The organism is Limosilactobacillus urinaemulieris, assembly GCF_932750685.1.
In the GTDB taxonomy this organism is placed as follows: domain Bacteria; phylum Bacillota; class Bacilli; order Lactobacillales; family Lactobacillaceae; genus Limosilactobacillus; species Limosilactobacillus urinaemulieris.
The window spans coordinates 62,947-87,967 of record NZ_CAKOBX010000005.1; the positions used below are offsets into that span (position 1 = coordinate 62,947).

18 protein-coding genes are annotated in these 25,021 nt (G+C 40.4%); 3 read left to right on the plus strand and 15 right to left on the minus strand.

Annotated elements, in window-relative coordinates; all coding sequences use genetic code 11:
* Window positions 1-48: 48 nt before the first annotated feature.
* The 4 genes from MR181_RS04790 to MR181_RS04805 form a co-directional block, all read right to left on the minus strand.
* On the minus strand, window positions 49-1,836 hold the full coding sequence (locus MR181_RS04790; protein WP_242335521.1) for a glycerophosphoryl diester phosphodiesterase membrane domain-containing protein: 1,788 nt from the start codon (window positions 1,834-1,836) through the stop codon (window positions 49-51).
* A 63-nt stretch (window positions 1,837-1,899) separates the two neighbouring features.
* Window positions 1,900-2,319 (minus strand): hypothetical protein, encoded by a 420-nt coding sequence (locus MR181_RS04795; RefSeq protein WP_242335525.1) that lies wholly within the window; start codon window positions 2,317-2,319, stop codon window positions 1,900-1,902.
* Between the two features lie 2 nt (window positions 2,320-2,321).
* Complete coding sequence (locus MR181_RS04800; RefSeq protein WP_242335528.1) at window positions 2,322-3,848, minus strand: Y-family DNA polymerase; 1,527 nt, start codon at window positions 3,846-3,848, stop codon at window positions 2,322-2,324.
* 121 nt (window positions 3,849-3,969) lie between these two features.
* Window positions 3,970-4,836 carry an aldo/keto reductase gene (locus tag MR181_RS04805; protein WP_242335531.1) on the minus strand — a complete coding sequence of 289 codons (867 nt, stop codon included), beginning with the start codon at window positions 4,834-4,836 and terminating at the stop codon, window positions 3,970-3,972.
* 128 nt (window positions 4,837-4,964) lie between these two features.
* On the opposite strand from MR181_RS04805, the gene MR181_RS04810 reads away from it, so the two are divergent.
* Window positions 4,965-5,684, plus strand: coding sequence for a gamma-glutamyl-gamma-aminobutyrate hydrolase family protein (locus MR181_RS04810; protein ID WP_191910987.1), 720 nt, complete (start codon window positions 4,965-4,967; stop codon window positions 5,682-5,684).
* Window positions 5,685-5,725: 41 nt separating this feature from the next.
* Here MR181_RS04810 and MR181_RS04815 read toward each other — a convergent pair whose 3' ends face one another.
* The 10 genes from MR181_RS04815 to cls all read right to left on the minus strand — a co-directional run bounded on the left by MR181_RS04815 (window position 5,726) and on the right by cls (window position 23,496).
* Window positions 5,726-7,066, minus strand: coding sequence for a glutamate--cysteine ligase (locus MR181_RS04815; protein ID WP_098045200.1), 1,341 nt, complete (start codon window positions 7,064-7,066; stop codon window positions 5,726-5,728).
* Window positions 7,067-7,242: 176 nt separating this feature from the next.
* A complete protein-coding gene (locus MR181_RS04820; RefSeq protein ID WP_242335534.1) occupies window positions 7,243-7,623 on the minus strand; it encodes an Lreu_0056 family protein in 381 nt (126 codons plus the stop codon).
* Between the two features lie 301 nt (window positions 7,624-7,924).
* A complete protein-coding gene (pgmB, locus tag MR181_RS04825) occupies window positions 7,925-8,587 on the minus strand; it encodes a beta-phosphoglucomutase (RefSeq protein ID WP_191336922.1) in 663 nt (220 codons plus the stop codon).
* Window positions 8,588-8,607: 20 nt separating this feature from the next.
* Window positions 8,608-10,860, minus strand: coding sequence for a glycoside hydrolase family 65 protein (locus tag MR181_RS04830; protein WP_242335537.1), 2,253 nt, complete (start codon window positions 10,858-10,860; stop codon window positions 8,608-8,610).
* 97 nt (window positions 10,861-10,957) lie between these two features.
* On the minus strand, window positions 10,958-12,304 hold the full coding sequence (locus MR181_RS04835; RefSeq protein WP_191910984.1) for an SLC45 family MFS transporter: 1,347 nt from the start codon (window positions 12,302-12,304) through the stop codon (window positions 10,958-10,960).
* A 211-nt stretch (window positions 12,305-12,515) separates the two neighbouring features.
* Window positions 12,516-13,451: a LacI family DNA-binding transcriptional regulator gene (locus MR181_RS04840; RefSeq protein WP_242335540.1), complete on the minus strand. Its 936-nt coding sequence runs from the start codon at window positions 13,449-13,451 to the stop codon at window positions 12,516-12,518.
* A complete protein-coding gene (gene addA / locus MR181_RS04845; protein WP_242335543.1) occupies window positions 13,451-17,311 on the minus strand; it encodes a helicase-exonuclease AddAB subunit AddA in 3,861 nt (1,286 codons plus the stop codon). Before addA ends, MR181_RS04840 begins: the two co-directional genes overlap by 1 nt.
* Window positions 17,311-21,087 carry a PD-(D/E)XK nuclease family protein gene (locus MR181_RS04850; protein ID WP_242335545.1) on the minus strand — a complete coding sequence of 1,259 codons (3,777 nt, stop codon included), beginning with the start codon at window positions 21,085-21,087 and terminating at the stop codon, window positions 17,311-17,313. The genes addA and MR181_RS04850 overlap by 1 nt, the downstream gene beginning before the upstream one ends.
* Before the next feature lie 129 nt (window positions 21,088-21,216).
* On the minus strand, window positions 21,217-21,984 hold the full coding sequence (locus tag MR181_RS04855) for a sulfite exporter TauE/SafE family protein (protein ID WP_191910980.1): 768 nt from the start codon (window positions 21,982-21,984) through the stop codon (window positions 21,217-21,219).
* A 33-nt stretch (window positions 21,985-22,017) separates the two neighbouring features.
* Entirely contained in the window at window positions 22,018-23,496 is a 1,479-nt protein-coding gene (gene cls / locus MR181_RS04860; RefSeq protein ID WP_242335548.1) for a cardiolipin synthase, read from the minus strand.
* A gap of 128 nt (window positions 23,497-23,624) precedes the next feature.
* Here cls and MR181_RS04865 point away from each other — a divergent pair, with 128 nt between their 5' ends.
* Both MR181_RS04865 and MR181_RS04870 read left to right on the plus strand, forming a co-directional pair.
* A complete protein-coding gene (locus MR181_RS04865) occupies window positions 23,625-24,203 on the plus strand; it encodes a GNAT family N-acetyltransferase (RefSeq protein ID WP_242335551.1) in 579 nt (192 codons plus the stop codon).
* Between the two features lie 38 nt (window positions 24,204-24,241).
* Window positions 24,242-24,523, plus strand: a complete 282-nt coding sequence (locus MR181_RS04870; protein WP_242335554.1) for a hypothetical protein — start codon at window positions 24,242-24,244, stop codon at window positions 24,521-24,523.
* A 75-nt stretch (window positions 24,524-24,598) separates the two neighbouring features.
* On the opposite strand, the gene MR181_RS04875 is transcribed toward MR181_RS04870, so the two are convergent.
* Window positions 24,599-24,949 (minus strand): type II toxin-antitoxin system PemK/MazF family toxin, encoded by a 351-nt coding sequence (locus tag MR181_RS04875; RefSeq protein WP_242335555.1) that lies wholly within the window; start codon window positions 24,947-24,949, stop codon window positions 24,599-24,601.
* Between the last annotated feature and the right edge of the window lie 72 nt (window positions 24,950-25,021).

Here is a 25,021-nt window from a genome sequence, read left to right on the forward strand (position 1 = left end):
TGAACTATTAATAATTCTTCAGAGATTAACCAATTTAAATTAACTCGATTATGGTTCTAGTCCCCCACTTGAAGGAACAGCTAAAATAAAATTAAGAATCCGGTTAGCATAACTCTGTGAACCTAAATAATCATCGATAGTTGAATTTAACTCACCTAAGTTGTCAGTAATGATCCCATCAACATGGTTATACATCATCTGCTTCATAACATCGGCATCATTGACCGTCCAGGAATAAACCATATCTTTCTGGTGGTGTGCCTGCTGAATAAACTCGAAGTTCAGCGTGGAGTATTCCATCGAATATCCATCAGCAATACTCTGCGGGTAGGAGAAATTATACGGTTGGATGTGTAAGACCTTTAACTTAGGGTTCAATTGTTTTAATCCCGTAACAACACGGTAATCGAGTGAATGGACTAAATCATGATCCTGAATTATTCGGTTTCCATATTGACGATTGAACCGTTTAAGCATCCCCTTAGAATCTGCAGGGGTTGTCTTTACTTCAATCAATAATTTTTGATGCAGTTTTTCCGCTGCATTAAGATACTGATCAAAACTAGCAATTTTTGCCCGATGCCCGTTTTCACGTGCCGTCAACTTAGTTAGTTGAGCTAACGTTAATTCATGGGGAGTTTTGTTAATTCCCGTTAACTTCTTTAAGTTTTCATCATGGAGTACCACAAATTGATGATCTTTAGTTTCATGAATATCCATCTCAACATACGTTGGCTGCAGACGATGGGTCTTTTTCATTGCGGGAATTGTATTTTGAACACCATTTTCTTCTGCAACTCCTCGGTGAGAAATGGTAACTGGTCGCGTTAATCCAGAACCCTTGAGATAATAGTAATTATTAACCACGATAAGGCCTCCAGCAAATATTGCTAATAAGGTGAAAAATGTCCAACCATACCAGCTGCTTCCCCTTACTTGCTCCTTATCTGCTGAAAAATCATCAATTAGGGAAATCACCACCTGTAGTGCAATTGTTCCTGTCCAAATTGTCAATAATTCACTAATTACTTGAACTAAGGTCAAATTAAATATCGCCATTCCAAACGCTATTTTCCCGGGAAATAAATCCATTACCGTCTGCAATCCGTAGATTAATAGGTAAAACAGCCCCAGGCTAACTGTGGTCACTATTCCAAGAACAATTAACCGTTTAACGTATTGCCACCATTTTAATTTTTGGGTAAGTCGCCAACTCTCAACTAAAGCATCACGAGTCCGATATCGTTGATAAATCATCAAAGGCAAGGTTAAGATCAACCGAATACCGAGAATCGTAATAATAACGTAGAAAATAAGCAATCCAGCTAAAAGCACATTACTCCGCGTCATAAAATCAAAGATAAATTCAGGAATTTGAACCTTTGATAATAGTGGTGTCCGAAATACTAGATCAACAAAGGGGAGAACTAGGACAAAATAAAGAAGCATTAATGGCAAAGATCCAGGACGAATATTCTGCATCACCAACCATGACTCCTTCATCAAACGTTTGAAACTAATTTGGTTTCCCAAAATCAGCCGAAGTCCCAATAAAAGACACGCAAACTGCCAATAGATCACAAGAAGCAAGAGAACTAATTCAACTAATAGTCCAATAACTACCATTGTGTGTTGTGTCACTAGTATTCCAATATTTTGGTAAGAGATAAATGGGATTCCGCCCGCTTGCAAGATGTAGGTCGTTGCTAACCGAAAAAGCGGGATAAAGATCAGCTGGTTAGCAAGATCTATCCCTACAAATAAGATAATAAAAGATATCCAATGTTGCCAAAAATTCTTTGAATACTGGCAAAGATTACGCCAAATTGCTTTCAAAACTACTCCCTCTTCAATTGCTCAGTTAGTGTATTTTATGTCCTCACCATTATACAGCACTCATCATTGACGAACCTGTTTAATATTGGCAAGTGCAATGGCTGGATGGTGGTTAAAGAAGACTCTCCCCCGCTCAAGCTTAACTACCGATACCTGATCACGAAATTCTTCATAGTAACCAACTTCATCATTGAAGTAGTTAATCACAACTGTTTGTTTCGTTCCTGCTAAAGACTGGAGGACACTAAGCAAGTGTGTTTGCACTTTGGCAGGAAGATACTTTTTATGAGAATAAATTAGTGCCTTTTGATGAATTAAATTATTAAACCCCGTCAAAGCTGCAAAAGGGGAAAATTGACCAGCACGATCTGACTGCAGCATTGGCATATGTCCCTTTGAATGTTGATAAGGGCGCTTCATGATATCGTTATACTGAGAAGTATCACTAAATAATTTCTGCTCAATTATTTCCTTTTCATTCATTATTATGCTTGGTGACCCCCAATCTGATCATTTCGTTCCTTAGTTGTCGATCCCTTTTTCAAATCTGCTAGGTGAAGGATAACGTTTTTGTTACCTAGTTTCTGCTGAAGTTTAAGAATCGTCGCTTGCAGTTTTTGGTCACGTTGCCGCTTAATTGCCGCTGCTTGCTCTTGCTTAATTTCCTTTTGCGGATCCTCAAAAAGATTAACCTGTTTGAAGTGCGGGGTTTGCGCTGCAACATCTTCATCAATCATGTGAGTCACAATTAACGTTATCTTCCTGATTAGTAGGCTAGGATTAGTACATTTTTTATACAACTCTTTATAGATTTGCCTTAATTCTGAACCAGCGGCTGTTGGCAGATCAAGCTTTCGGTGCGCGTGACTGGGCTTAGCTGTTCTTCGGCCATAAAAATCTTCAACTACCGGTCCCTGATAGTTTGGCGCATATTGAAGACTCTGCGGATCGTAGTTAATGACAATGCCAAAATCAGCACTGACTACATGTCGCTTAACCATACTCAATGCAACTGAATCAACCATCCCCTGAGCCGCGGCTAGCCCTTCATGATACTTATACGGTTTCATCAATACTTGACTGGAATAAATTCCGTGTTCTTCTGAATGGTAGTTTTTAATATCCGCGATAGTTGCTGTCTCATGTCCCCAAGCATGGTCGATTAGCAACTCAGCATTTTTCCCAAACTCACGGTAGAGGATTTCCTCATTGAACGGATCCGACAATTTACCAAGCGAACAACGGGCAATGTCACCCATAGTATGCAAGCCTAATTTTTCCAATCGTTTTGCATAACCGCGACCAATCCGCCAAAAATCCGTCAGGGGCTGATGTGCCCAAAGATAGCGACGATATTGATACTCATTCATTTGGGCAATCCGGACACCATCTTGATCAGCAGGAATTCGTTTAGCAACAATATCCATCGCAACTTTTGCTAAGTAAAGGTTTGTACCAATCCCGGCCGTTGCAGTAATTCCGGTTTCTAACTGAATTTGTTGGATAATCTTTTTTGCTAAGGTATGAGGCGATACCTGATGATCGTGAAGGTAATCTGTAACGTCCATCATTACTTCATCAATTGAATAGGTATGAATGTTTTCGGGTTTGATAAACCGTAGATATATTCCATAGACCTCCGCGCTTTTTTCCATATAAAAGTGCATCCGCGGCGGAACAATTTGAAAACCAATTCGTAAATTAGGCGACTTTAACAACTTCCCCCGATAAATTGAATCATGTTTCGAAAGGTGGTGACACGTTGCTTTCTTTGCCCGCTCCCGATTTAACCGATCAACAATTTGTTGAACTTCGTATAAACGTGGTCGTCCAGGAACTCCAAATTGCTTTAAAGCTGGTGATACTGCCAAACAAATTGTCTTATTAGTTCGTGACCGATCTGCAACAACTAAGTTAGCATTTAACGGGTTCAAATGATGAGCAATGCACTCAACCGATGCATAAAATGATTTCAGATCAATCGCCATATAGATTCTCTGTTGGTCATTCATCAGCTATTTTCCTTTCACTATTTTTATTTATTATAACATCTTAATCGAACAAATGGTCGATAAAATGTAAAAAAATGATCCCGACAACTATGTCTAGGATCATTTAGTTAAATATTAGATCTTAAAAATCAACATCGTCTGGATCCGCACATTGGCCACCCAGGTTGGTTAGAAGACTAATTTCTTTCATTTCTTCGTCAGTCAGTGCAAAGTCAAAGATTTCAGTATTTTGAATCATCCGGTTTTCATGAATTGACTTTGGTAGTGGCACAATTCCTTGTTGAATAATCCACCGTAAACTAACTTGTGCAGGAGTTTTATCATATTTATCCGCAATTTGCAGAATTGTTGGGTTAGTCATTACGCTTGCTCCTTGTCCGCCAAGCGGGGCCCAAGCCTCCACAAGAATATTATGTGCTTGTAAATACTTTACTTGTTCAGTATGGGGCCAACCAGGATGAACCTCAATTTGGTCAACAGCTGGGGCTACCGTTGCGGTCTTCATCAAGTCAACAATATGGTGCGGCATAAAGTTACTTAAACCGATTGCCTTAATTCTGCCCTCTTTATACAGATCCTCCATTGCTCGCCATGTCTCAGCGTTGATTGTACTTGCATCAGTACCGAATTGCTTTTGGTTTGCTGGCCAGTGAATTAAGTACAAGTCAAGGTAGTCCATTTGAAGCCGATCCAGAGTTTCTTGAAAGGCTTTTCTTGTCGATTCATAACCCCGATTGTCGTTCCACAACTTGCTGGTTACAAAAAGGTCTTTCCGGTCAATTCCAGAATCCTTAATTCCCTTACCAACCGCTTCTTCATTACCGTATACAGCTGCTGTATCAATGTGACGGTAACCAACCTTAATTGCATCCGCGACTGCTTTTTCAGCAACGTCAGCAGGAGTCCGGAACGTCCCGTAACCGACACATGGAATTTGGGTCCCGTTATTTAGATTTAACTTTGAATTAATGTTTGTTAATTCGATCAATTTGTCCACTTCCTTCTCACTTACTATTATATAGTCTTTCTCCAATTTAGGGTAATTTTTAAAATGTGACTTTCTACTTCATTAAAATTCTATTATAATACTATTAAAATAATTCAAGGAGGTTTTCTATGCGACCACGAATTGCAATTCCAGCAGACACTTTAACTGAGGCTACTAATATCATTAATGAGCGTAACGCTGCTTATGCTCCTCGGCCACTAATCGAAGCAATTGTTAAATCAGGAGGCCTCCCAGTAATTTTTCCTAGTGTGGATCCTGAGTTAATTCCCAACTATCTTGATCTTTTCGATGGGATTATTTTTGCGGGTGGCAGTGACGTTGATCCCACTTTTTACGGTGAAGAACCGCATCAAGAATTAGGATCTACATACTTCAAACGCGATTTATTTGAAGTTGCGTTAGTTAAAGCCGCGCTAGAAGCAAATAAGGCATTAATGGGAATTTGTCGCGGAATGCAAGTAATCAATGTTGCTCTCGGCGGAACTGTTTTTCAAGACTTATCAGAAGATCCTCGACAAACCCTAAAGCACTCCCAAAATGCTCCGGGAAACTTTCCTTCTCACCACGTTAATGTGAAACAAGATAGTCGAATCTTCAATCTGGTGGGCTCACGTCCTTACGTTAACTCTCGCCACCACCAAGCACTTAATCAAATTGGGAGCGACCTAAGAGTAACCGCACGTGCTGATGACCAAATTCCCGAAGCTATTGAATCGATCGATAATGATCGGGTTCTGGCTGTTCAATGGCATCCAGAAAATATGTTTAAACACTACGATTATTCACAAGCGCTTTTCGCTGATTTAATTCAACGAGCACAAGAATAAATAAAGAGAAGAGGCAAGAAAAACTTGCCTCTTCTCTTTATTTATCTACTTAACGCTTTTCGTAACTCGTCTGAGCTATAAATTTTCCCATCTTCAAATCCCTTAAACGGATTGATCGATTCCTGGGCTGCAACCTGATAACGTTTTGCTCGACGAAGTGCATATTCTGTTAACGAACCATCTTTGACGTAGTTTAGCAGTTTAGCACTTGGTGTTGTCAGTGGATTTTCAACCCGATCTTCCAAATCTTCAAGTACTTCAGCATATTCTGGTCCCAATTGAATTTGATTTGCATACCGTTCAAGACTCTTCACTAGTGCCCGAGCAGTTGCTTGATACTTGCAATTTTCCCGTGGATCTTCTTCCGCAACAACCTCATTCATCTTATCAGCGTTTTTTAGAATATCATTAACTTCCTCTTCATTTAACGCTGGGTGCATGATGAAGTAACTAGCAAGCAGCCGGATAAACCGTAACGTCCCCGTACGAATCCCAACTGAACTACTTGGATCAAGATCGAGCATTCGTAATTCAAGGTATTCGATTCCGTTTTTCGGTAAATCCTTAAGATTGCGATTACCCTTAAAACGGACTGAGCCGTGAAACTCGTAGTCTGATGTCAGGACGCCATCCTTAACTCCCTTTTCAATTCGCGCAATGTATCGATCAAGATTGGTAAAGTCGCCAGTAAACTTGGTACCGAATCCGTACTTGCTTTGGCGAATGCTCCGAAGCGGGTGTTGAGGTCCTTGACCATTTTCAAAGTAGTTTGCTTCCGCAATTGGACTAGCACCAAACAGGTAAGTGATAAACCAGCGATAGCGAACAAAGCCTTGCGCTAATATTGTGTAAAGGTAGTTACGGACTTCCCGCTCATCTTTAAACTTTCCCGGGAAATGTTTTTGAACTAGTGCAATAACGTGTTGATCAATACTTAAGTTGATGTGAGCACCACAGGGAGTTCCCTGTGAGTAGCCATGACGCTTTGCCCATTCCTTTAAATACGCCTCTTTTTCGGGGCCCATCTTAGCCAGCCGTAATTTTCGCTTATCCTTTGGTAACCGTGGTGGCATTGATAAGGGCCAAAGTAATTCTCCAGGAGCTAGTGCAGAACGCAACGAATTATTGATAACGTATAAATAGTGCATTGCATCAAGCGCGTGTTGAGCAGACGGCGTTACCGTTTCAGACATTGTTTCCAAAAAATCATTGGTAATCCATGGATTGGTCTTTTCATCACCAATTGCCGATGGATATGGCTCCTGGCTAATGTTACCATTCTCATCTACCCGTTGCATTTCAATTTCAAGGCCCATTGTAAAGTCCTGAGTCTTTGCAACAGCTTCATTATCAAAGATTAATTGACCAATTTGACTGAACATTGCTGTCCCTCCTCATAACTCTCTCATTATTTTCTAATAATATACATGTTATGTTCCTCTAAGGCAATATTCAATCATAAATACTAAAGATTATTAAGTTCACTACTGAACTAGGCTGTTGTTTAGGTAATAGTACAAATAAAATTTAAGTATTTATTCAATTACTAACGCTTATCTTATTCTGTTCGTAACTCACTAACCAACTCATTAACTTGTTGCTGCTGTTTCGAAGTTTGATAAAACCTCCTTACTAATTGCTTTACCGTTACTTCCTTTTTTCGTCTTATTTGGTTATTTTGACTATCTTTAATCTCAACAGTTTGATCTTCATTAACTGAAAAATAGATGATTCTCTGCCTCTCACCCGCTGCAATTAGGAAGCTTTCATTTTCTCCAATTCCTTTTGGGACGGTATCCGATGGTTTAATGACACCATAGACTAGTTGATTGCTATTAAGCTGTTCTGTTAACCACTTTGGATCCATCGCTAAACCTACTAAAATACTTAACTGTTGATCGGTTAACCTTAGGCGTGACTTCTGACTGGTCTCCTGCACGGTTTTTGTCTTCTCATTATGACTATCTTTTAGCGCAATATTAACAGTTCCTCCTACTCATATTCCAATTACAACCACTACTAATCCTAGAAATTTAATTATCCTTTGTCGTTTCATCGTTCATTCCTCAATCTAATCAAAAAGGAAACACAACGAAGAATTTCAACGTTGCATTTCCTTTAATTATGCAGTGATATTCACTTTTAGCAAGAATGGATTTAACTGTTAATACCATCCATCCTCCTCCCAATTATCCAACTGAACTAATATTCTTAATTATTCATTTGATAGAGAGTTAACATTAGTTCATTTGTTTCTTAATTGCTGCCAGCGAAACATCACCAGTTTCAGCAAACTTAACATCGGCATCCTTCAATTCTGAGCCGAAGCCGATGGAAAGTTCACCAGCACGATTAATTGATTCAATTCCTGCTTGAGCATCCTCTAATCCTGCTACTTGGTCAGCAGGAAGGTTCATTAGCTTAGCTGCTTCACTATAAATCTCTGGGTCTGGTTTACCGTGAGTTAACTTAGCAGGATCCACAATTCCTTCAAAGTAATCAGTAATTTGTAAGTACTTTAATACTTTAGGTGCATTCTTAGAAGCTGAGGCCAAAACAATATGGTAGTTGTTTTCCTTTAATTCGTCCAAGAAGTCCTTCATTCCTGGAAGAATATCAGCAGGAGTCAATGTTTCAACTAACTTAATGTAGTTGTCATTCTTTTCGGTAGCCAGTGCTTCTTTTTCTTCTTGAGAGTAATCATTCTCATGACCACCAGCCTTCAGGATCAATTCTAGGGAATCCATCCGGCTAACTCCCTTTAAACTGTCCGCAAGTTCAGGAGTCCATTCTGTGCCAACTTTATCAGCAAGTTGGTGCCATGCTTGGCCGTGAAAACGGGCAGTATCAGCGATTACACCATCAAGGTCAAAAGCAAAACCTTTCAAATCTTCAAACTTCATTATCGAAATTCCCCCAGTAATTACTTCAATTCAAGCTTCTTACCGTCAAGATCAATGGTAATTGGGTCACCTGATACCAAGTCAATCTTAGTACCGTGCTTGTCAACCTTAACCTTCAAGATCCGACCACGGAACATTTGACGGAATTGGTATGAGTTCCACTTCTTAGGAAGGAATGGTGCATAGTGTAATTCGTTACCCCGAACACGCATACCAGCGAATCCTTGAACAATATCAAGCCATGAACCAGTCATTGAAGTGATGTGTAAACCATCTGAAGTATCGTTGTTGTAGTTATCAAGGTCAAGACGAGCTGAACGTTCATATAATTCAACAGCCTTGTCTTCGTAACCAATATCAGCAGCAATGATTGAGTAAACAGAAGCAGAAAGACTTGATTCGTGAACCGTAAATTGTTCGTAGAAGTCGAAGTTGTTCTTCTTTTGTTCCTTAGTAAAGTCATCAATGAAGTCCCAAAGACCTTGGATAACGTCACCTTGCTTTACGTATGGTGAACGTAAGATCCGGTCCCATGACCAGTGTTGGTTAAGTGGTAATTGATCGCTTGGAATTTCAGAAACTGGTGTTAAGTCCTTGTCCATGAAGCCATCATTTTCTGGGAAGATGTCACGTTCCTTATCGTAAGGAAGGTACATGTTATCAACGATTCCCTTCCAACGACGCTTTTCGTCTTCGGAAACGTTAAGCTTCTTAGAAACCTTATCGTCAACTTCGTCCAAGATTTCAAGAGTGTACTTAAGAGTCCACCGGCAAAGAAGGTTAGTGTACCAATCGTTGTTAACGTTGTTGTCGTATTCGTCAGGACCAGTTACAGCGTGAAGCATGTACTTATTCTTGTTTTGTGAGTAGTGAACACGATCTGCCCAGAAACGAGAAATTTCTGTTAAGACTTCTGCACCTTCGTTGAGAACGTATGACTTGTCGCCAGTGTACTTAGTGTAAAGGTAAATAGCAAAAGCAATGTCCCCGTTACGGTGGATTTCTTCAAAAGTAATTTCCCATTCGTTGTGACATTCAATCCCGTTGAAGGTAACCATTGGGAATAATGCACCATCGAGATCTTGCTGCTTAGCGTTAACAAAGGCACCATCTAATTGCTTGTAACGGTACATTAACAGGTTCCGTGCAACTTCAGGGTTAGCTACCCCAAGGTAAACTGGAATACAGTAAGCTTCAGTATCCCAGTAAGTAGCACCACCGTACTTTTCACCAGTAAATCCTTTTGGACTGATGTTAAGACGGTAATCATTACCGTAGTAAGTAGAGAAGAGTTGGAAAAGATTGAACCGAATTCCTTGTTGTGCTCCATCGTCACCATCAATTTCAACGTCAGACTTAACCCAACGATCTGCCCATTCTTGAACATGAGGTTCGAGAAGATCGTCAAAGCTTTGGTCATCAAGCTTTTCACTTAATTCATCAAGATGCTTTTCGATTGCTTCTTGAGAATCAAAGTCACGTGAAGTTACAACAACTGTCCGCTTTTCAAAGTTAACTTCCTTACCAGCAGCAACAGTTCCGGCAAAGGTGTTGTAAGCATCCTTTTCGTCAGTTCCGTCGCCAACATGGTCAAGGTCAGTCTTGGAAGTGGTCTTCATTCCAACAGTGAATTGTGGAGTACCGAAGTCATTCTTCTTAGTCATGGAAGTCAATTCGGCATGTTCACCATTAGCAGACTTGTTAAGAACATTCCAGAATTGTTCATCATAGTTAGCATCTTCGTTGTAAACGTCAGCATCGATCATGCTAGTAATTTCTACCTTAGCATCACCAGTACCACGGTTCTTGATGTGAAGACGCTGACCAACTAATTCCTTTTGGGTAGCACTTACGAACCGTTCAAAATTGAAGTACATTTCGGTACCACCAATTTCAACAGTAAATTCACGTTCTAGGACACCACGCTTCATATCAAGATCAAGCTTAAAGTCCTTTGGTGTTTGCTTAGCAAGGTCAAGTTGTTCACCGTTAACCTTAATAATTAGCTTCATGAAGTTAACTGCGTTGATCATCTTACCGAAGTACTTAGGATAACCATTCTTCCACCAACCAACACGAGTCTTGTCTGGGAACCAAACACCACCAAGGTATACACCTTGCATGTGATCAGCTGAGTATCCTTCTTCAAAGAAGCCACGCATACCCAAATTTTCGTTAGCTAAACTAGTCATTGATTCTTGAAGACGCTTATCTTCAGGATCCCACTTATGAGTTGCAACGTGCCATGGAGCAATTTCAAATGTTTGTTTCATAATTCAATTCCTTCCTTCTTTAGACAATAGGGCTGTGGCTAATTCCCGTCACAGTCCTATTCTAGTTTAATTTACTTTATTATTCAGCTTATTCGCCTTATTCAGCGTAGGTTTCCTTAATTGTACCAACTGAAAGAGCACCAAGAGCTAACACAATTCCGCCAAGGATGAACATGTTAACTTGTGAGTGACCAAAGAGTGGGAACAATGCGAAACTAAGCAATGAGGCAACGATTTGTGGTAAACAAATTGAACCGTTGAAAAGTCCAAGGTAGGTACCCATGTGCTTACCAGACAATGCGTTAGTAACAATGGTTAATGGGTAAGTGTTCATTCCGGCCCATGCGATCCCGACAAGGATGTAGGAAATAATTAATGTCCATTGGTCGTGGATAAAGAAGACAGAAACGAAACCAAATGCACCAAGAAGTAAACTACCAGCATAGCCTAGCTTGTGGTACTTGTTAGGAACCTTAGCTAAAACATATGACCAAACAACAGCGGCAATTGATTGAACGGCAGCTAAAACACCGTACCAGTTACCAGCAGCTTGGTAACCTGCTGAAGTAGCGTTAGTAGTATCCCAAACGTTCTTAGCAATCGCACCTGCTGAGTATGTCCAGAGGTATTGGAAAGCAAACCAGCAGAAGAATTGAACAAGGGTTACAGTCCAGAATGCCTTAGGAGCAGTCTTTAGCAAGGTGAACCAGTTTCCACCTTCCTTGTTATCTTCTTCAGTAATTCCGTGGTACTTAGCGTAAGTTGCTGGGTCATATTCATGAACACGGAAAACAGTGAACAAACTAGTAATAACCAGCAAAGCAGCACCAACATAGAAAGCGACCTTAACAGAATCAGGAACAACCCCTTTAGGAGCAATGTTCTTAACCCCGAACCAAGTAAACAGGAATGGGAAGATAGCGGCTAATACGGCACCGGTGTTTGATAAGAAACTTTGAATACCGTATGCATAACTCTTTTGGTCATCGTTAACCATGTCCCCAACCATCATCTTGAATGGTTGCATTGCAACGTTAGATGACAAATCAAGGAAGGCAACGGTAATAGCACCAAACCACAAGGCAGCTAGTGAACCATACCCGAAGCCAAAACTACCTGAGTTCGGCAACAGTAACATAACAATAACAGCAACAATCATCCCTAAAAGAAGGTATGGGAGACGCCGACCACCGAGCTTTGGTGCCCAAGTACGGTCGGAATAGTAACCGACGATTGGTTGAACAACAAGTCCCATTAAAGGTGGCAGGATAAAGAACCATCCCAGGTTGTTAGGATCGGCACCAATGGTTTGGAAAATCCGACTCATTTGTGAACTTTGCAAGGTGAAGGCAGTCTGAACACCCAAGAATCCAAAGTTGATCATCCAAATCGTACTCTTGGAGAGTGTTGGCAAGCCTGCGCCCGCTGGCTTTTCTTGACTCATAATTACACCCCTAATTATCTTAAAATTAATGCTTCTCGTCATGAAAGCGCTTCATGACATTTTACAATTAATAATATACCAGATTCCTCACTTTTGCGCAACCGTTTGCACAAAATTTTTGGAAGGGTTTTCTTTATTCAAAAACAAAAAGGCTGAAATACCAATGATTTCAGCCTAATTTTTCTTTAATTTTAACTAGTGTGCTCTCGTATTAATTAACTTGAAATGTGACATAACTGTGGTGCTTCATTGGATCGAAAAGCAACTTAACCGCCTCTCTCCCCAACTCACGGGGACGCAAATCAATCCGCCCATCACTATTTGTCAGCATCCCCATTAACCGACTATTGTTAAAGCAAAATACTGGTAACGAGCGCTTTTGCAATTCATGAGAAAAGCGAACAAATAACAGATCATCAGAGAATAATAAACCATCTGTTTCGGGATGGTTATTAAGAAAATCATCCAACGAATCAGCATTCGTACCCAATTGCCAGACAACTGCTTTTAAATGATGAGTTCTCATGCATTCATCATAACCAGCTGCTCGTTCTCGCTCAAACAACCACGGATCAACCGATTCAAGAAAAGCTGGATGAGTTAAATGATGGGTTTTTAACAGTTGTTCTGTTGCTGCTTTCCCAGCAGCAATATTGTCGTTGTCAACGAATCGATCCGGATAATGATCCGTTGGGTGACCGATAATAACAAAGTTAAGGTTTTTCTGCCGTAAATAAGCTGTTATGGGATCATTGCTCATTGCATAAAAAACCAGAAAGTTATGGACCTTAGATTGATCAACCATTGAACGAACCTCTTCAAGCAATTCGTCTTGAGTTGCGGCGATTGCTACTACCATTTCGTAATGTAGTGGCTGAAGTGCCGTACTAACTCCCCGCATGAGGTCAATATGAAATGGGTTTGCTGGTGCCGTATCTTCCGTAACTGGAAAAATTAACCCCACCATATTCGATTCTCCACGAGTAAGGTTCCGCGCAGTGTAGTTAGGTTGATACCCTAACTCTGCCGCAATCTTCTTAACCCGTTCTCGCGTTTCCTGACTAATTCGCGGATTATCATTCAACGCCCGTGATGTCGTTGAAACGGATACTCCCGCCTGTTTTGCAATGTCCTTAATTGTTACCATTACGGCCGTCCCTCGATTTCAAATGGAATAAACTCACCTAATTCTACCAGGTAGAGTCCCATCTGAACAACCGGTATTGGCTTCATAATATTTAATGCTTGTCGATATAACTCCAACTGACCACGATAACGACCAGTAATTTTAGCTAATTCAAATTCTCGATACTGAGGATTAATATGATCGGTTTTATAATCGACTAAAGTAATTCCTTTAGGCGTTTCTAAATAGCCGTCAATAATCCCATGAACCAGGATCCGCTCATCATCCCTTGCTTGAACCTCTTTAAATAGTTCATGACCATTCATTATCATCGCAAATGGTTCTTCCCGATGATAGTTTTGCCCATTGGCGATAATCTGTCGTCCTGGATCTGTTTGGAAAAATGCAGCAATTCCTTCCACATTAATAAACGGTGCTACTGCAGAGTTAATTAGGTGCTCCTTAACTAATTGCCGGACCTCATTACGAACTTGTTCCACTGTGATTTCTTCACTATCTAGTGGTAATTTTTGAAATACCAGGTGGGTGGCGGTCCCAACCTCTGTTGCTGCTGGCGACCGATTACCTTGTTGAATAAACTGTGGTGTCGCAAAATCATTTCTTAAATAAAGTCCGCGGTTCTTCACCTTCCGTTGCTGTTCATAATCCCACTGACCCATTTCACGATTATCCGGATCTTCAAATACCCGTTTTACATCCGTAACTGATTGGTAGGCCGTCGTTTTGGTTGCAACTTCATGCGGATAACGAAAAGCAAGTACTCGATTAATTTCCTCTGCTGACAAGGATTTGAGTGATTGCGTATCCACTTCACCTGTTACATTGATTGAACTAGCTAATTCTTTCAGTTGTTGCTCAACATCAGTAGCAGTCAAAGTTTTGGCAACGAAAAATGGTTCTGGCGCCATTCCGGTGAACCCTTTTCCCGTATTAAGAGGACTCTCTTCCAAAACAATTCCCTTATCTGTTATGTCATTCCCTGAAATACTTAACTTGGTAGCATTAAACTGATCAGAATACCGCGCCAGGGCTAAACCTATCCAATCCATAAAGGACTTTGCGCTTATCCGCAACTGCGAACCAAGCAATTGCTGGCTACTTTGGAATGCTTTTTGCCAACTATTCCATGCTTCAACTAGTTTTTGGCCCCGCCGTGTTTCATTGAACGATGCCGTAATGACTAGCCGCTGTTCTGCTCGGGTTAGTGCAACGTAGAGGACCCGCAAGTCTTCTGCTCGTTCTCCCTGCTGAATATTATTCAAAATAATTTGTCGCTGAGGCGTATCATAAACTAGCCGTTGTTGATCCATTACCTTAATACCAACTCCAGAATTCGGGTCAACAACTGCATTTTCCCGAACTGCCGCATTATTAAAATGGTGGTTTGTATTAATCAAGAAAACAACCGGAAATTGAAGTCCCTTACTCCCATGAATCGTCATTACATTAACGGTATTCGTGTCTAATTGTGTTGGTGCCACCCCAAGATCCTGATCGTGTTCCTGCATTTTTTCAATAAAGCGAGTGAACTGGTAAAGCCCCTTAAAACTACTTTGCTCATAAGTATGCGCCCGTTCATATAGTGCATGAAGGTTGGCCTGTCGCTGTTGGCCACCCGGCATTGCACCAACATAGTCTAAGTAACCAGTTTCCTGATAAATATGCCAAATTAAATTAACTAAGGTTTGTTGTTGAGCTACCTGACGAAATTCAGTTAACTGCTCAATAAAAGTAGTTAGTTTTTGCTGAAGACGTGTTAACTGCTCTGAGTTCAATGCTGATGATTGCTGAAGGCGGTGATTTTCAAAGTTACTCTGACACGTCATTAATGCCGTATAAAAGTCTGTTCGACGGTTTTGAAGACGAATGAAAGCTAACTCTTTATTACTAAGGCCAACAACCGGTGAACGAAGAACTGCAACTAATGGAATATCTTGCTTAGGGTTATCAATAATCTTTAGCAATGCCATCATTACCCTAACTTCTGTTGCTTGAAAATAACTTTCAACATCATGAACTGTCAATGGAACTTCCAACTCGTTGAATTGTTCCATTAAAGTATTATTAATGTTCTTTGTTCGCTCAAGAAGAACAATATCCCCATATTGAACTGGTCGCATTTGCTGTGTCTTTTTATCGTAAATTAATTCTTTATTGGTTACCATCTGCTTAATTCGCATAGCAACCATTCGTAGTTCTCCAGTTAGCTTATCGTCTTCTTGGGGAAGATTAGGATTAGCGTTGGCATCATAAAGTAATACCTCAGCAGGAGTAACCTGGTTATCTGGATTCTCATCATAATAAGTTGCGGCATACTTCAAATGAGCGTCCTTATCATAATCAATCTCGCCAACCTGACGATCCATCAATTGTTCAAATAAAACATTTGTAAAGCCAGTCACATTTTGCATTGACCGGAAATTCTCTGCTAGAACAATCGATTCACCGCATTTTCCTTTACGGTAATTTTCATATTTTGTAAGGAAAAGAGTCGGATCTGCCTCACGAAAACGGTAGATTGACTGCTTCACGTCGCCAACCATAAATAAGTTTTGCTGATCTGGACTGGCTAACTGCATCAGGATCTTTTCTTGAAGCGGGTTTGTATCCTGGTACTCATCAATCATGATTTCTTGATAATGTTCACGTAATTCATTAACGAGAGTAACCCAATCTGGCTGATCCGCAGGCGGCGTTAAGATTTGGTAAGCATAGTGCTCCAAATCGCTAAATTCTAAAACATGACGATTCAATTTTGCTTGTTGATAAGCTCGTGAAAATTCAATTGTAACCGCTGATAATTCATTTAGGATTTTGGCCGCATGATTAGCAATTTGGCGGAATTGTTGCTCATCATATTCAAAATAATCTGCCACTAAAGATTTCAGTTGCTCTTTAAGTCCGTTTCGTGTTTTTATTAAGGACTGGTAGGTCTCGTATTCAGGATCCTTCTTCTTTGCTCCGCCACTCATTCGAGCATATTTAACTCCTTGAAATGCGGCGCGGATATCTCCCCATTCGCCTTGTTCCAAACTTGTGATCAAATTACTGATTTGTTCCTGATCGCTTTTGATAATTTCAGCTGGTTTACCATAACCAAGGTCTGCCATTCGGATACTCAATTCGGCATAGTCGTTCATTAACTGTTCCAAATTATCCTTAACAACTGGTTTCAACTGTTCTTGATAAAATTTAGTACTCGTAATTGAACTATTTCCCAGGAAATAATTACCAGCTAGTTCTTGCAACCAGCTCTCTGGTTCTGGCTGAGCATTTGCAGTTTCATATAACTTCAAAACTAGCTCATCTAACCCTTGTGCGTCACGGTCACTAGAAAAATTAGTCACCAGTTCACTAAAGCTTGCTCGCTCGTCATTAGCTTGCTCAAGTGATGATTCATATAGTTTTTCACTAACTTGTTGCCAGATTTCTTCTTGAAGAAGGAGACGCTCCGTGTCATCTGTTAGTAATCGGAACTGAGGATCTAAATGGATTAAGTAATAGTAACGTTTAATTAGTTTTAGGCAAAAGGCGTGAATGGTACTAATATCAGCCGTAGCTAACCGGTTAATTTCATTAACCATTTGACGCTGCTGTTGCTGTTCTTTCGCGTTATGCACTGGTTGACGCACTGCTTCTTGGAGTGCTTCACGAATCTTATCCCGCATACTCTTTGCCGCGGCATCCGTAAAGGTCACCATCAACATTCGATCAACATGAATTCCCTCTCTGATTAATTTAATAGCACGTTCAACTAGGACCGCTGTTTTCCCTGACCCTGCTGAGGCAGAAACAAGAATATTCTTTCCACGATCATCTATCGCCCGTTGTTGACTCGGTGTTGGATTAAATGTTGCCATTACTCTTTAGCTCCTCCTTCTTTCTTCGCATTATCAAAGTCTTCCTTTGCTTTCTGCGGATCAAGCTGACGATAACGTTGCTGATCTAACATATTGTCAAATTGGTAAATATCTTTGAAGTCGCTATAATCTAGTCCCGTTGTTCGTTTACTTCCCTCAATTAACCGATAAGGATTTAGTTTAACTTGTCCCTCAAGAATTTTATCTCCCGCATCAATAATTAATTGTTTGTTCCATTCCTGAAGCCAGTGCAACTGATCAGAGGTAACAAGAAGCGCGTCTTTTTTAGCAGAAATGCCATCCTTTTTAGTAACTTTTAGTGGATACAAGACCGACTGATTATCTTGAAGTTTATGATCGAGTGAATCGAGGATCGCTGGCTCATTCAAGAGGATTCCCTTGTATTCATGAGAGCTCAACTGTAATTCTTCTAATTCCTTATGTTGGTTTCGTTTCCAATCAAATTTGGGATTACTTAAGTGCAGGTATAATGCCCCAGCAAGCCGCGCTGTTGGCTCGTCTAGTTCTTGCAGATTGTTTTGTAGACCGTTTAAGTAGGTTAATAGCTGCAAAGAAATACCATAGTACGCTGATGTAAGGTCAAAGGTATGGTTGCTTGATTTATAATCAACAACGGTAAGAAAATCACTTGGCTGTAAGAGATCAGTTAACTGTTCCTTAGGAAGACGATCAATTCTGTCAATTCGGCCACGCAAATAAATCCGGTCCCCAGAAGTTAATTGGTAATCTAATGCTTTCAAATTAACCTGGTTTGGATTACCAATCCGTCCAAATTGTGCTTCAGTCTTAAAAGGTCGAGCTGCAGTATACTGAGCTTGCCGACACATTGTTTCAAGCATTGTCGTCACAATAGTTCGTAACTGATGATACTGAAACTTCGCTTGGGCTGATGAGTCTGTTAGCCGGACTAAATCAGGCTGATTTTTTTCAGCCACCTGTAGTGCCTCATCAATAAACTTTCTTAGTTCCTGTGAATCAGATACTAACTCCTTTAATTCAACTTGTTGTTGACGGGTATTATTAATAAAAGTCTCCATTGCCTTATGAAAGAAGGTCCCGATCCGATCAGCGGACATTTCAAGCCGATCCCGTTTTTGAAGTTGTAAACCGTACTTTAAGAAATATTCATACTGATTAATGTAGAAGTTTTGCAACTGTGAAATTGAGGCATATAAAACCCGTTGTCCACCCTTATTGGGGGTCGCATGGAGATATAATGCTTGGGCTAACGTTGCTCCAATATCATCTACAACGTTATGGTAATTAAATCCTTGACTTACCATTTCGAGACGCTGTTGAAGCTTCTTTCCTAAAGCATTATCAACAGCATTAGAGCTTAATTGCCACTGTTTGGCTAATAAAATTAAATCCTGTTCAACCTTTTTCCAGGTTGTTGGCATCCGAACTGGAGTACCAATTGATTTTTGATCATCCCGTACTTGACGACCTACGCGCACTAACTGGCTTAGGCTAGCTTCTGGACTGCTGATAAACTGTTGAGCGTTTTCTCTGCCAACCTTACTAGTTACTAATGGTGAATTAACAATTGGCTGCTGGAGATAGGCAGCTAAATCACGCATGTATGGTGAAATTGTTAACTCTTTATCATCATTGGTTGCTTGTGGTGCTGTAAAAATTAGCTGTTGCTTTGCGGAAAGCATTCCTAAATAATGCACAAATGGTTCATTATTCAACTCTGTTATCATGTCAGCCGGTAAATACTGGAAATCGTCGTCTAAGTACGGAGCTAAGATCTGCTTATCCTGATCGGTCAGTAATCCATCGTTTTCGCGGACTTCTGGCATTACATCATCAGTTGAGCCGATCATAAAGACAACCTTTTTATTTTGACTTTGTACAATTCCAGTTTCAGAAACAACCACTTGGTCAAGTGTTGCCGGAATTTGGGAATATTGGGCTGCTGAAAATCCGGCTTGGATAATCTCATTAAATTTTTCAAGATAATCGTCAATATTCTCTTTGTCCAAACGATCCTCCCCAAGGATCTCAACGTATTCTTGAAGAATTTGACAAAACTTTTCCCAAACTTGTTGCGGCTGACGTGCCAAATCAAGATCACGAGTGCTCTGGTATTGCTGCCATTGGTATAGTCGTTCAGTAACCCCATTTTGTTGCAAGAAGTTAAAAAGCATCGTTGCTAGTTCTCGGCCTGATTCTGCTTCCTTTAGCTGATTCAAGAATGGCACAATTGTTTCAGCAACGTAATTATGTACAATCGATAATTGCTGGTTCAATTGTTTTACTCGTGAAACAGTTGCTTTTTTTTGCTGTTCCCCAGCATCTTTAACAATCCATAACTCTGATTTTATCCAGTCCTGTTTCCCGCGAATTGCCTGCTTTAAACACCAATTTTCGGTAGTAAATACTGCTTCTTGAAAAGTTTTAATTGGCATTAAATCACCAGTCGCTAATCGTGGTACCAATAACCAGGTTTTCAACAGCTGCATAATATCTCCTAATTGATACCCTCGTTGGTCAATACTAAGCAACGTACTTAGTAGGATTACAAGCGGATGCTGATCCATTTTGCGTTCATGATCATCAAAAACCGGCACCTGATTTTGTGCAAAGATCGGTGCAATCATATTCTGATAACCATCGAGGTGACGAGTCAAAACTAAGAAATCTCGATAACGATACTTACCAGTAGCAACCATTTGTCTAATTTTGGCGGCTACTTTTTCTAATTCTTCACGACGATTTGCCATTGTATAAAATTGAATCGTTGAAGGGACTGTCAACTGACTAGTTTCCGTTGTTGAAATTGGGCCTGCCGCATATCGCTTAAAGTAATGATCAACCATTTGAAGATCATCGTTAACTCGCGGTTGCGTTGCAAACCACACATTCGGCTGGAGTTGGATCCGTTGTGAATCCTGCTGAGCTAGCTTCCAGAGACGTCGGTAAACCATTGCCGAGGAATAAAACAAATCATTTTCAGCAGGAATTTCACTCGGACTAGGGTGATTCTGATCAGGATAACCTCGGTCGAGAACTAGTGAAACCATGGTGGCTGCCCCGTTTTCTACTAAAGCATCAACAATCCGTTGTTCACTTGCAGTAAATTGCGCAAATCGATCAATGAAGAAGTGCATATGCCGAACTTCTTTATCAGTTTGCAAATACTTAACCAACTGTGAATAAAGTTCATTATTTCCCAGGAAATTTTGCCGAAGTTGTTCCTCATAAGCATGATAAATAATCTCAATATCATGCATCTTAGTTAGCCAGACGCGGTTAGCCCCTGATGATTGGTCCTGCTGAATTTGACCCAGTATCATTGAAAAATCGTCTGCTGAAATATTGGCACTTTTGAGCTCTTCTAATTGCTCCGTCAGCTTCTGAATAAAACCAGGTCGTTTAATTTCGCTCGCATAAAGGTGTAATTTTTTTGCATGCTCCTGAGCTACTTGAGACGTCAGCATTGTCATCCCGATCTTAGATATTCGTGGCGTTTGAAATGCTGGTGTATCACGCAAGAGAAACCATGCCAACCGGCTAAAGGATAGTACCTGAAGCTTTTCTGAGGCGAAGCGTTGATCATTATCAAGACCCATCCGCTTTCGCAAACCTGCCAAAACATTTATTTCCGTTTCAAACTTAATATGGTTAGGAACCAAATAGAAAAACCGGTCTTTAGCTGAGGCCTTCTTCATTTGGTCAGCCAGTTGATCGATCATTACCTGTTCATGATCCATTGCACGAGTGCCTAAAACAAAGCCTAGAGTTCCCATGGTGATCCATCCTTTTTACATAAATTCAAATTTCATTTTACCACACGGATCGAACAAACGTTTAAGTGAATTATTTAAAAAGGGAGCAGTCCATTAATAGTAACGTTCCACTCCCAACAATAATATTTCTTATAAGTATGCCTGCTTAAAGAAGATGACTGCTTGAGTTAAAGCAAGCAATGCAATTACCCAGCGCATCAACTTAGCAGGTACATAACGTAAAACAATTGGTCCTAAGTAGCCACCAATAAACATTCCCACCGCCATTGGAATCGCGTCCCACCAATAAATTTTTGATGTGAACGAATAGATTATTAAGGCAACAAGGTTAGTAAAACCACAAACCGCATTTTTAATTGCATTTGATACTAGAAAGTCCTCATCAGTCAAGTATGTTAATAGTACTAGAATCACAATCCCACTTGCGGCACCAAAGTAACCTGCATACCCTCCAACAACTACCAGAAGAAAGATATACAGAACTTTTAGCCATTGGGGTTTCTGTTTAGTTAAGTCAGGTTGGTGCTTCCCTGAAATTAAAATCATTGCACCCGCAATCAAGATAAAGAACGGCACCACTCGTTCAAAAACCTTCCCTGGAAAAGCAAGTAAAAGGAAGCAGCCAATAATCGAACCGATTACAGTAAAGAAACCGTAAATCCATACCTGACGCCAATGACCATGAAGTTCCCTTCCAGACGCAAATACCGCACCAAGACTATTCCAAATCAGCGCTGCATCATTTGTCACATTAGCATAAACCGGGGCTACACCAACACTTAAAAGCAGTGGGTACGATGCCAGCGAAGCAAAAGAAGCTGCTGAAGCTAAGATTCCCGCCACAACACCGCCAAGTAATAAGTAAATTAACGTTCCAATCGATGGAATTCCTGCCATTTCTCTCTCCCTATCAAACTAACTTATAAAATCTTACAGAATCGGCGATAGTAGTCGTGAAAATGTCTGTTTAAACCTTAACCACCGCGATTGGCTAGCAAATATCTCTGGAGTAATTACTCTTGAATTACGAATATCATTTACAAAGATCTGCTCGAGCTTATCCGTCATATCGCGATCGTAAATAAAGGAATTAATTTCGAAATTTAACTTAAAACTTCTGAAATCAAGGTTCGCAGACCCAACACTTGCCATTCTGCCATCGATCATAATCGTTTTGGCATGCAAAAAGCCTTTTTCGTAAAAGTAAATAGTAATATCATGGTTTGCTAGTACCCGAGCGTAGTATTGAGTTGCTCGATAAACAAACGGATGATCCGGCTTACATGGAATCATTATCCTGACATCTACTCCTGAATGAGCAGCCACTTGAAGCGCATCAATCACACTATCATCTGGAATTAAATATGGCGTTTGAATCCAAATATGATCTGTCGCAGCGTTAATTAACCGCAGATAACCTAATTTAATGTTTTCCTGTGGTGATTCCGGACCGCTAGAAACGATCTGCAGCGACGTTTCATTCATAAGCTGACTCTTATCTAATTTAATTTCAGGGAAGAAGCGCCGAAAGTGCTTAATTCGGCTTTCTTGATGTTTGACTGACGCATTCCAGTCACGAATAAACCGCTGTTGCAGACTATATACACCGCCACCAATGATTCGAAGGTGAGTATCACGCCACGGGCCGAACTTCTTTACCCGCCCGAGATACTGGTCACCAACATTAAAACCACCAACATAGCCAATTTTACCGTCGATCACAACAATCTTTCGGTGATCACGATAATTTAGCCGAAAATCAATAAAGTTGCTATGGGTCATCAAGAATGGTGTTGCATAGCCACCACGTTTACGAAGGCCGTTATAGAAATCAGCACGAACCCCCATCGAACCCCACGAATCATAAAGTACACGAACTTCAACGCCCTCTGCTGCTTTCTGCTCTAACAGGGTGCGCAGTTCATTCCCGATTTGATCATTATAGATTGTATAAAATTCAATATTAATACTCTTTTGGGCTGCCTCGATGTCAGCAAAAAGTTGCTGAAAAAGCTTATCACCATTTATATAAACTTTGACATTATTGTGACGGGTTAAGAAGGCGTTATCTAGACTTTGAAAAAGCATTACTGTCCGTCGATACATTTGAGCAGTTGAATGTTTAGGCTTCGGCATGTTTTGAAACTGAACCTTTTGTCGGTCAACTGCTTGTTTTAGTTTTAACTGTGTCTGCGATTTAATTCTCTCTAACCGCCGCTGTGGCAGCTTTCGACCAAGAAACGCATAAATGATGAAGCCAACTACCGGTAGTAAAAGCAGCACGAGCAACCATGCCCAAGTCGCGGCAATATCCCGTTTTTCTCTAAAAACTGTAAATAGTGCCGCAATTTCGTTAATAACAACGATTGCTAGCAACAGCCATTTAATAACACTCCACGTTAGTATCAATTGCGGCACCCCCTTTTTGTCTCCTTAATTCTAACTCATTAAAATTGGATAACCAACGGCCACTTCGAAGATTTTCTTTTTGTTTTATAATAAAACCAATTTATTAATGAATTGAGGTTAACCTAACTATGTCAACAATTTATCTTCGACGTGCTAAATTAGCAGATTTAAACACCATTATGGAAATTATTGAAGAAGCTCGTAAAGCACTTAAAAATGCTGGCAATCCACAATGGCAAGATGGCCATCCTGATCGCGCAATGATTAATCGTGATATTTCCCAGGAAATAAGTTGGGTTCTCATAGTGAACAACCACATTGCTGGAACCGCGGCTCTCCAACTTGCTCCTGAGCCTTCATACCGGAATATTAGTAACGGTCAGTGGAGCCATCCTCATGCTCCATACGCCACAATTCATCGGGTCGCTCTTTCAAGTAGCTATCGCGGTCAGGGCCTTGCTAAATTTCTTTTTAGCAATTTAATTACTGTTGGTCAACTCCAAGGACGTAATAACTTCCGCCTTGATACTCACGAAAAGAACAAACCAATGCAAAGGTTAGCTCGCAATTTGGGCTTCGTTCGTTGTGGCGACGTTACTGTTAATGATAAAAACGACCCAAAACGGCTTGCCTTTGAACTAAATCTCGATCATGGTTATAAAGTTACAAGAATTACTAACGACTTTATGAAAGGACTGCTAAAATAGAAAGTGTAAGATATAACTTTACTTATAGGAGGGATTTTATGCAGTACGCAAAAAATGATCTTGGTCATTTAGTTCGCCAACACAATGAACTAGTCAATAAGATCCAAAAGATTCATCCAGAAATTGAACAGCTTAGTAAGCGGATTGGCTTAAAGCCAGATGATGATTTCTGGAAGATGTACTTAAACCAACAGTGGCTGCCTACTAGTACAGCAATCCAAAGTCGCCTCTTTAGGCTTCAAAAAGAATTTTTTGATCTCGGTGAACGAGCTGGATTGATTGAAATTAAGATTAACCAACTAAAAAAGGACGCTGCTTAATTAGCACTTAAAATAATAAAAGAATAAAACGACGGGGCTAGAAAATGAAATTCTTTTCTAACCCCGTCATTTTAATTACAAAGAAAGACTCACTCGCAATCCACGGTTAACCTTTTTCATTACCGAAGCATCAAGGTGATCAATCCGATCCATTAGTCGTTGCTTATCAATCGTCCGAACTTGTTCCAGCAAAACAACTGAATTTCGAGGAATCCCGGTTACTTCAGCCGTCAGCGGAACGTGTGTCGGCATTGGCTTCTTTTGCGAGTGCGTGGTGATTGGTGCCACAATAACGGTCGTGCTAAAGTGGTTGCCTATATCATTTTGGACAATTAAAACCGGTCGTTGTCCTCCTTGTTCCGAACCCACCACCGGTGAAAGATCGGCATAAAAAATGTCCCCTCGTTTTACTTCTTTTGCCTTCATTCGGTAAATTTCTCCTTAGGTTTCTCATCGTTATAGTTTCATTTTAAAAAGAAAAAAGATAGGAAACAAGTT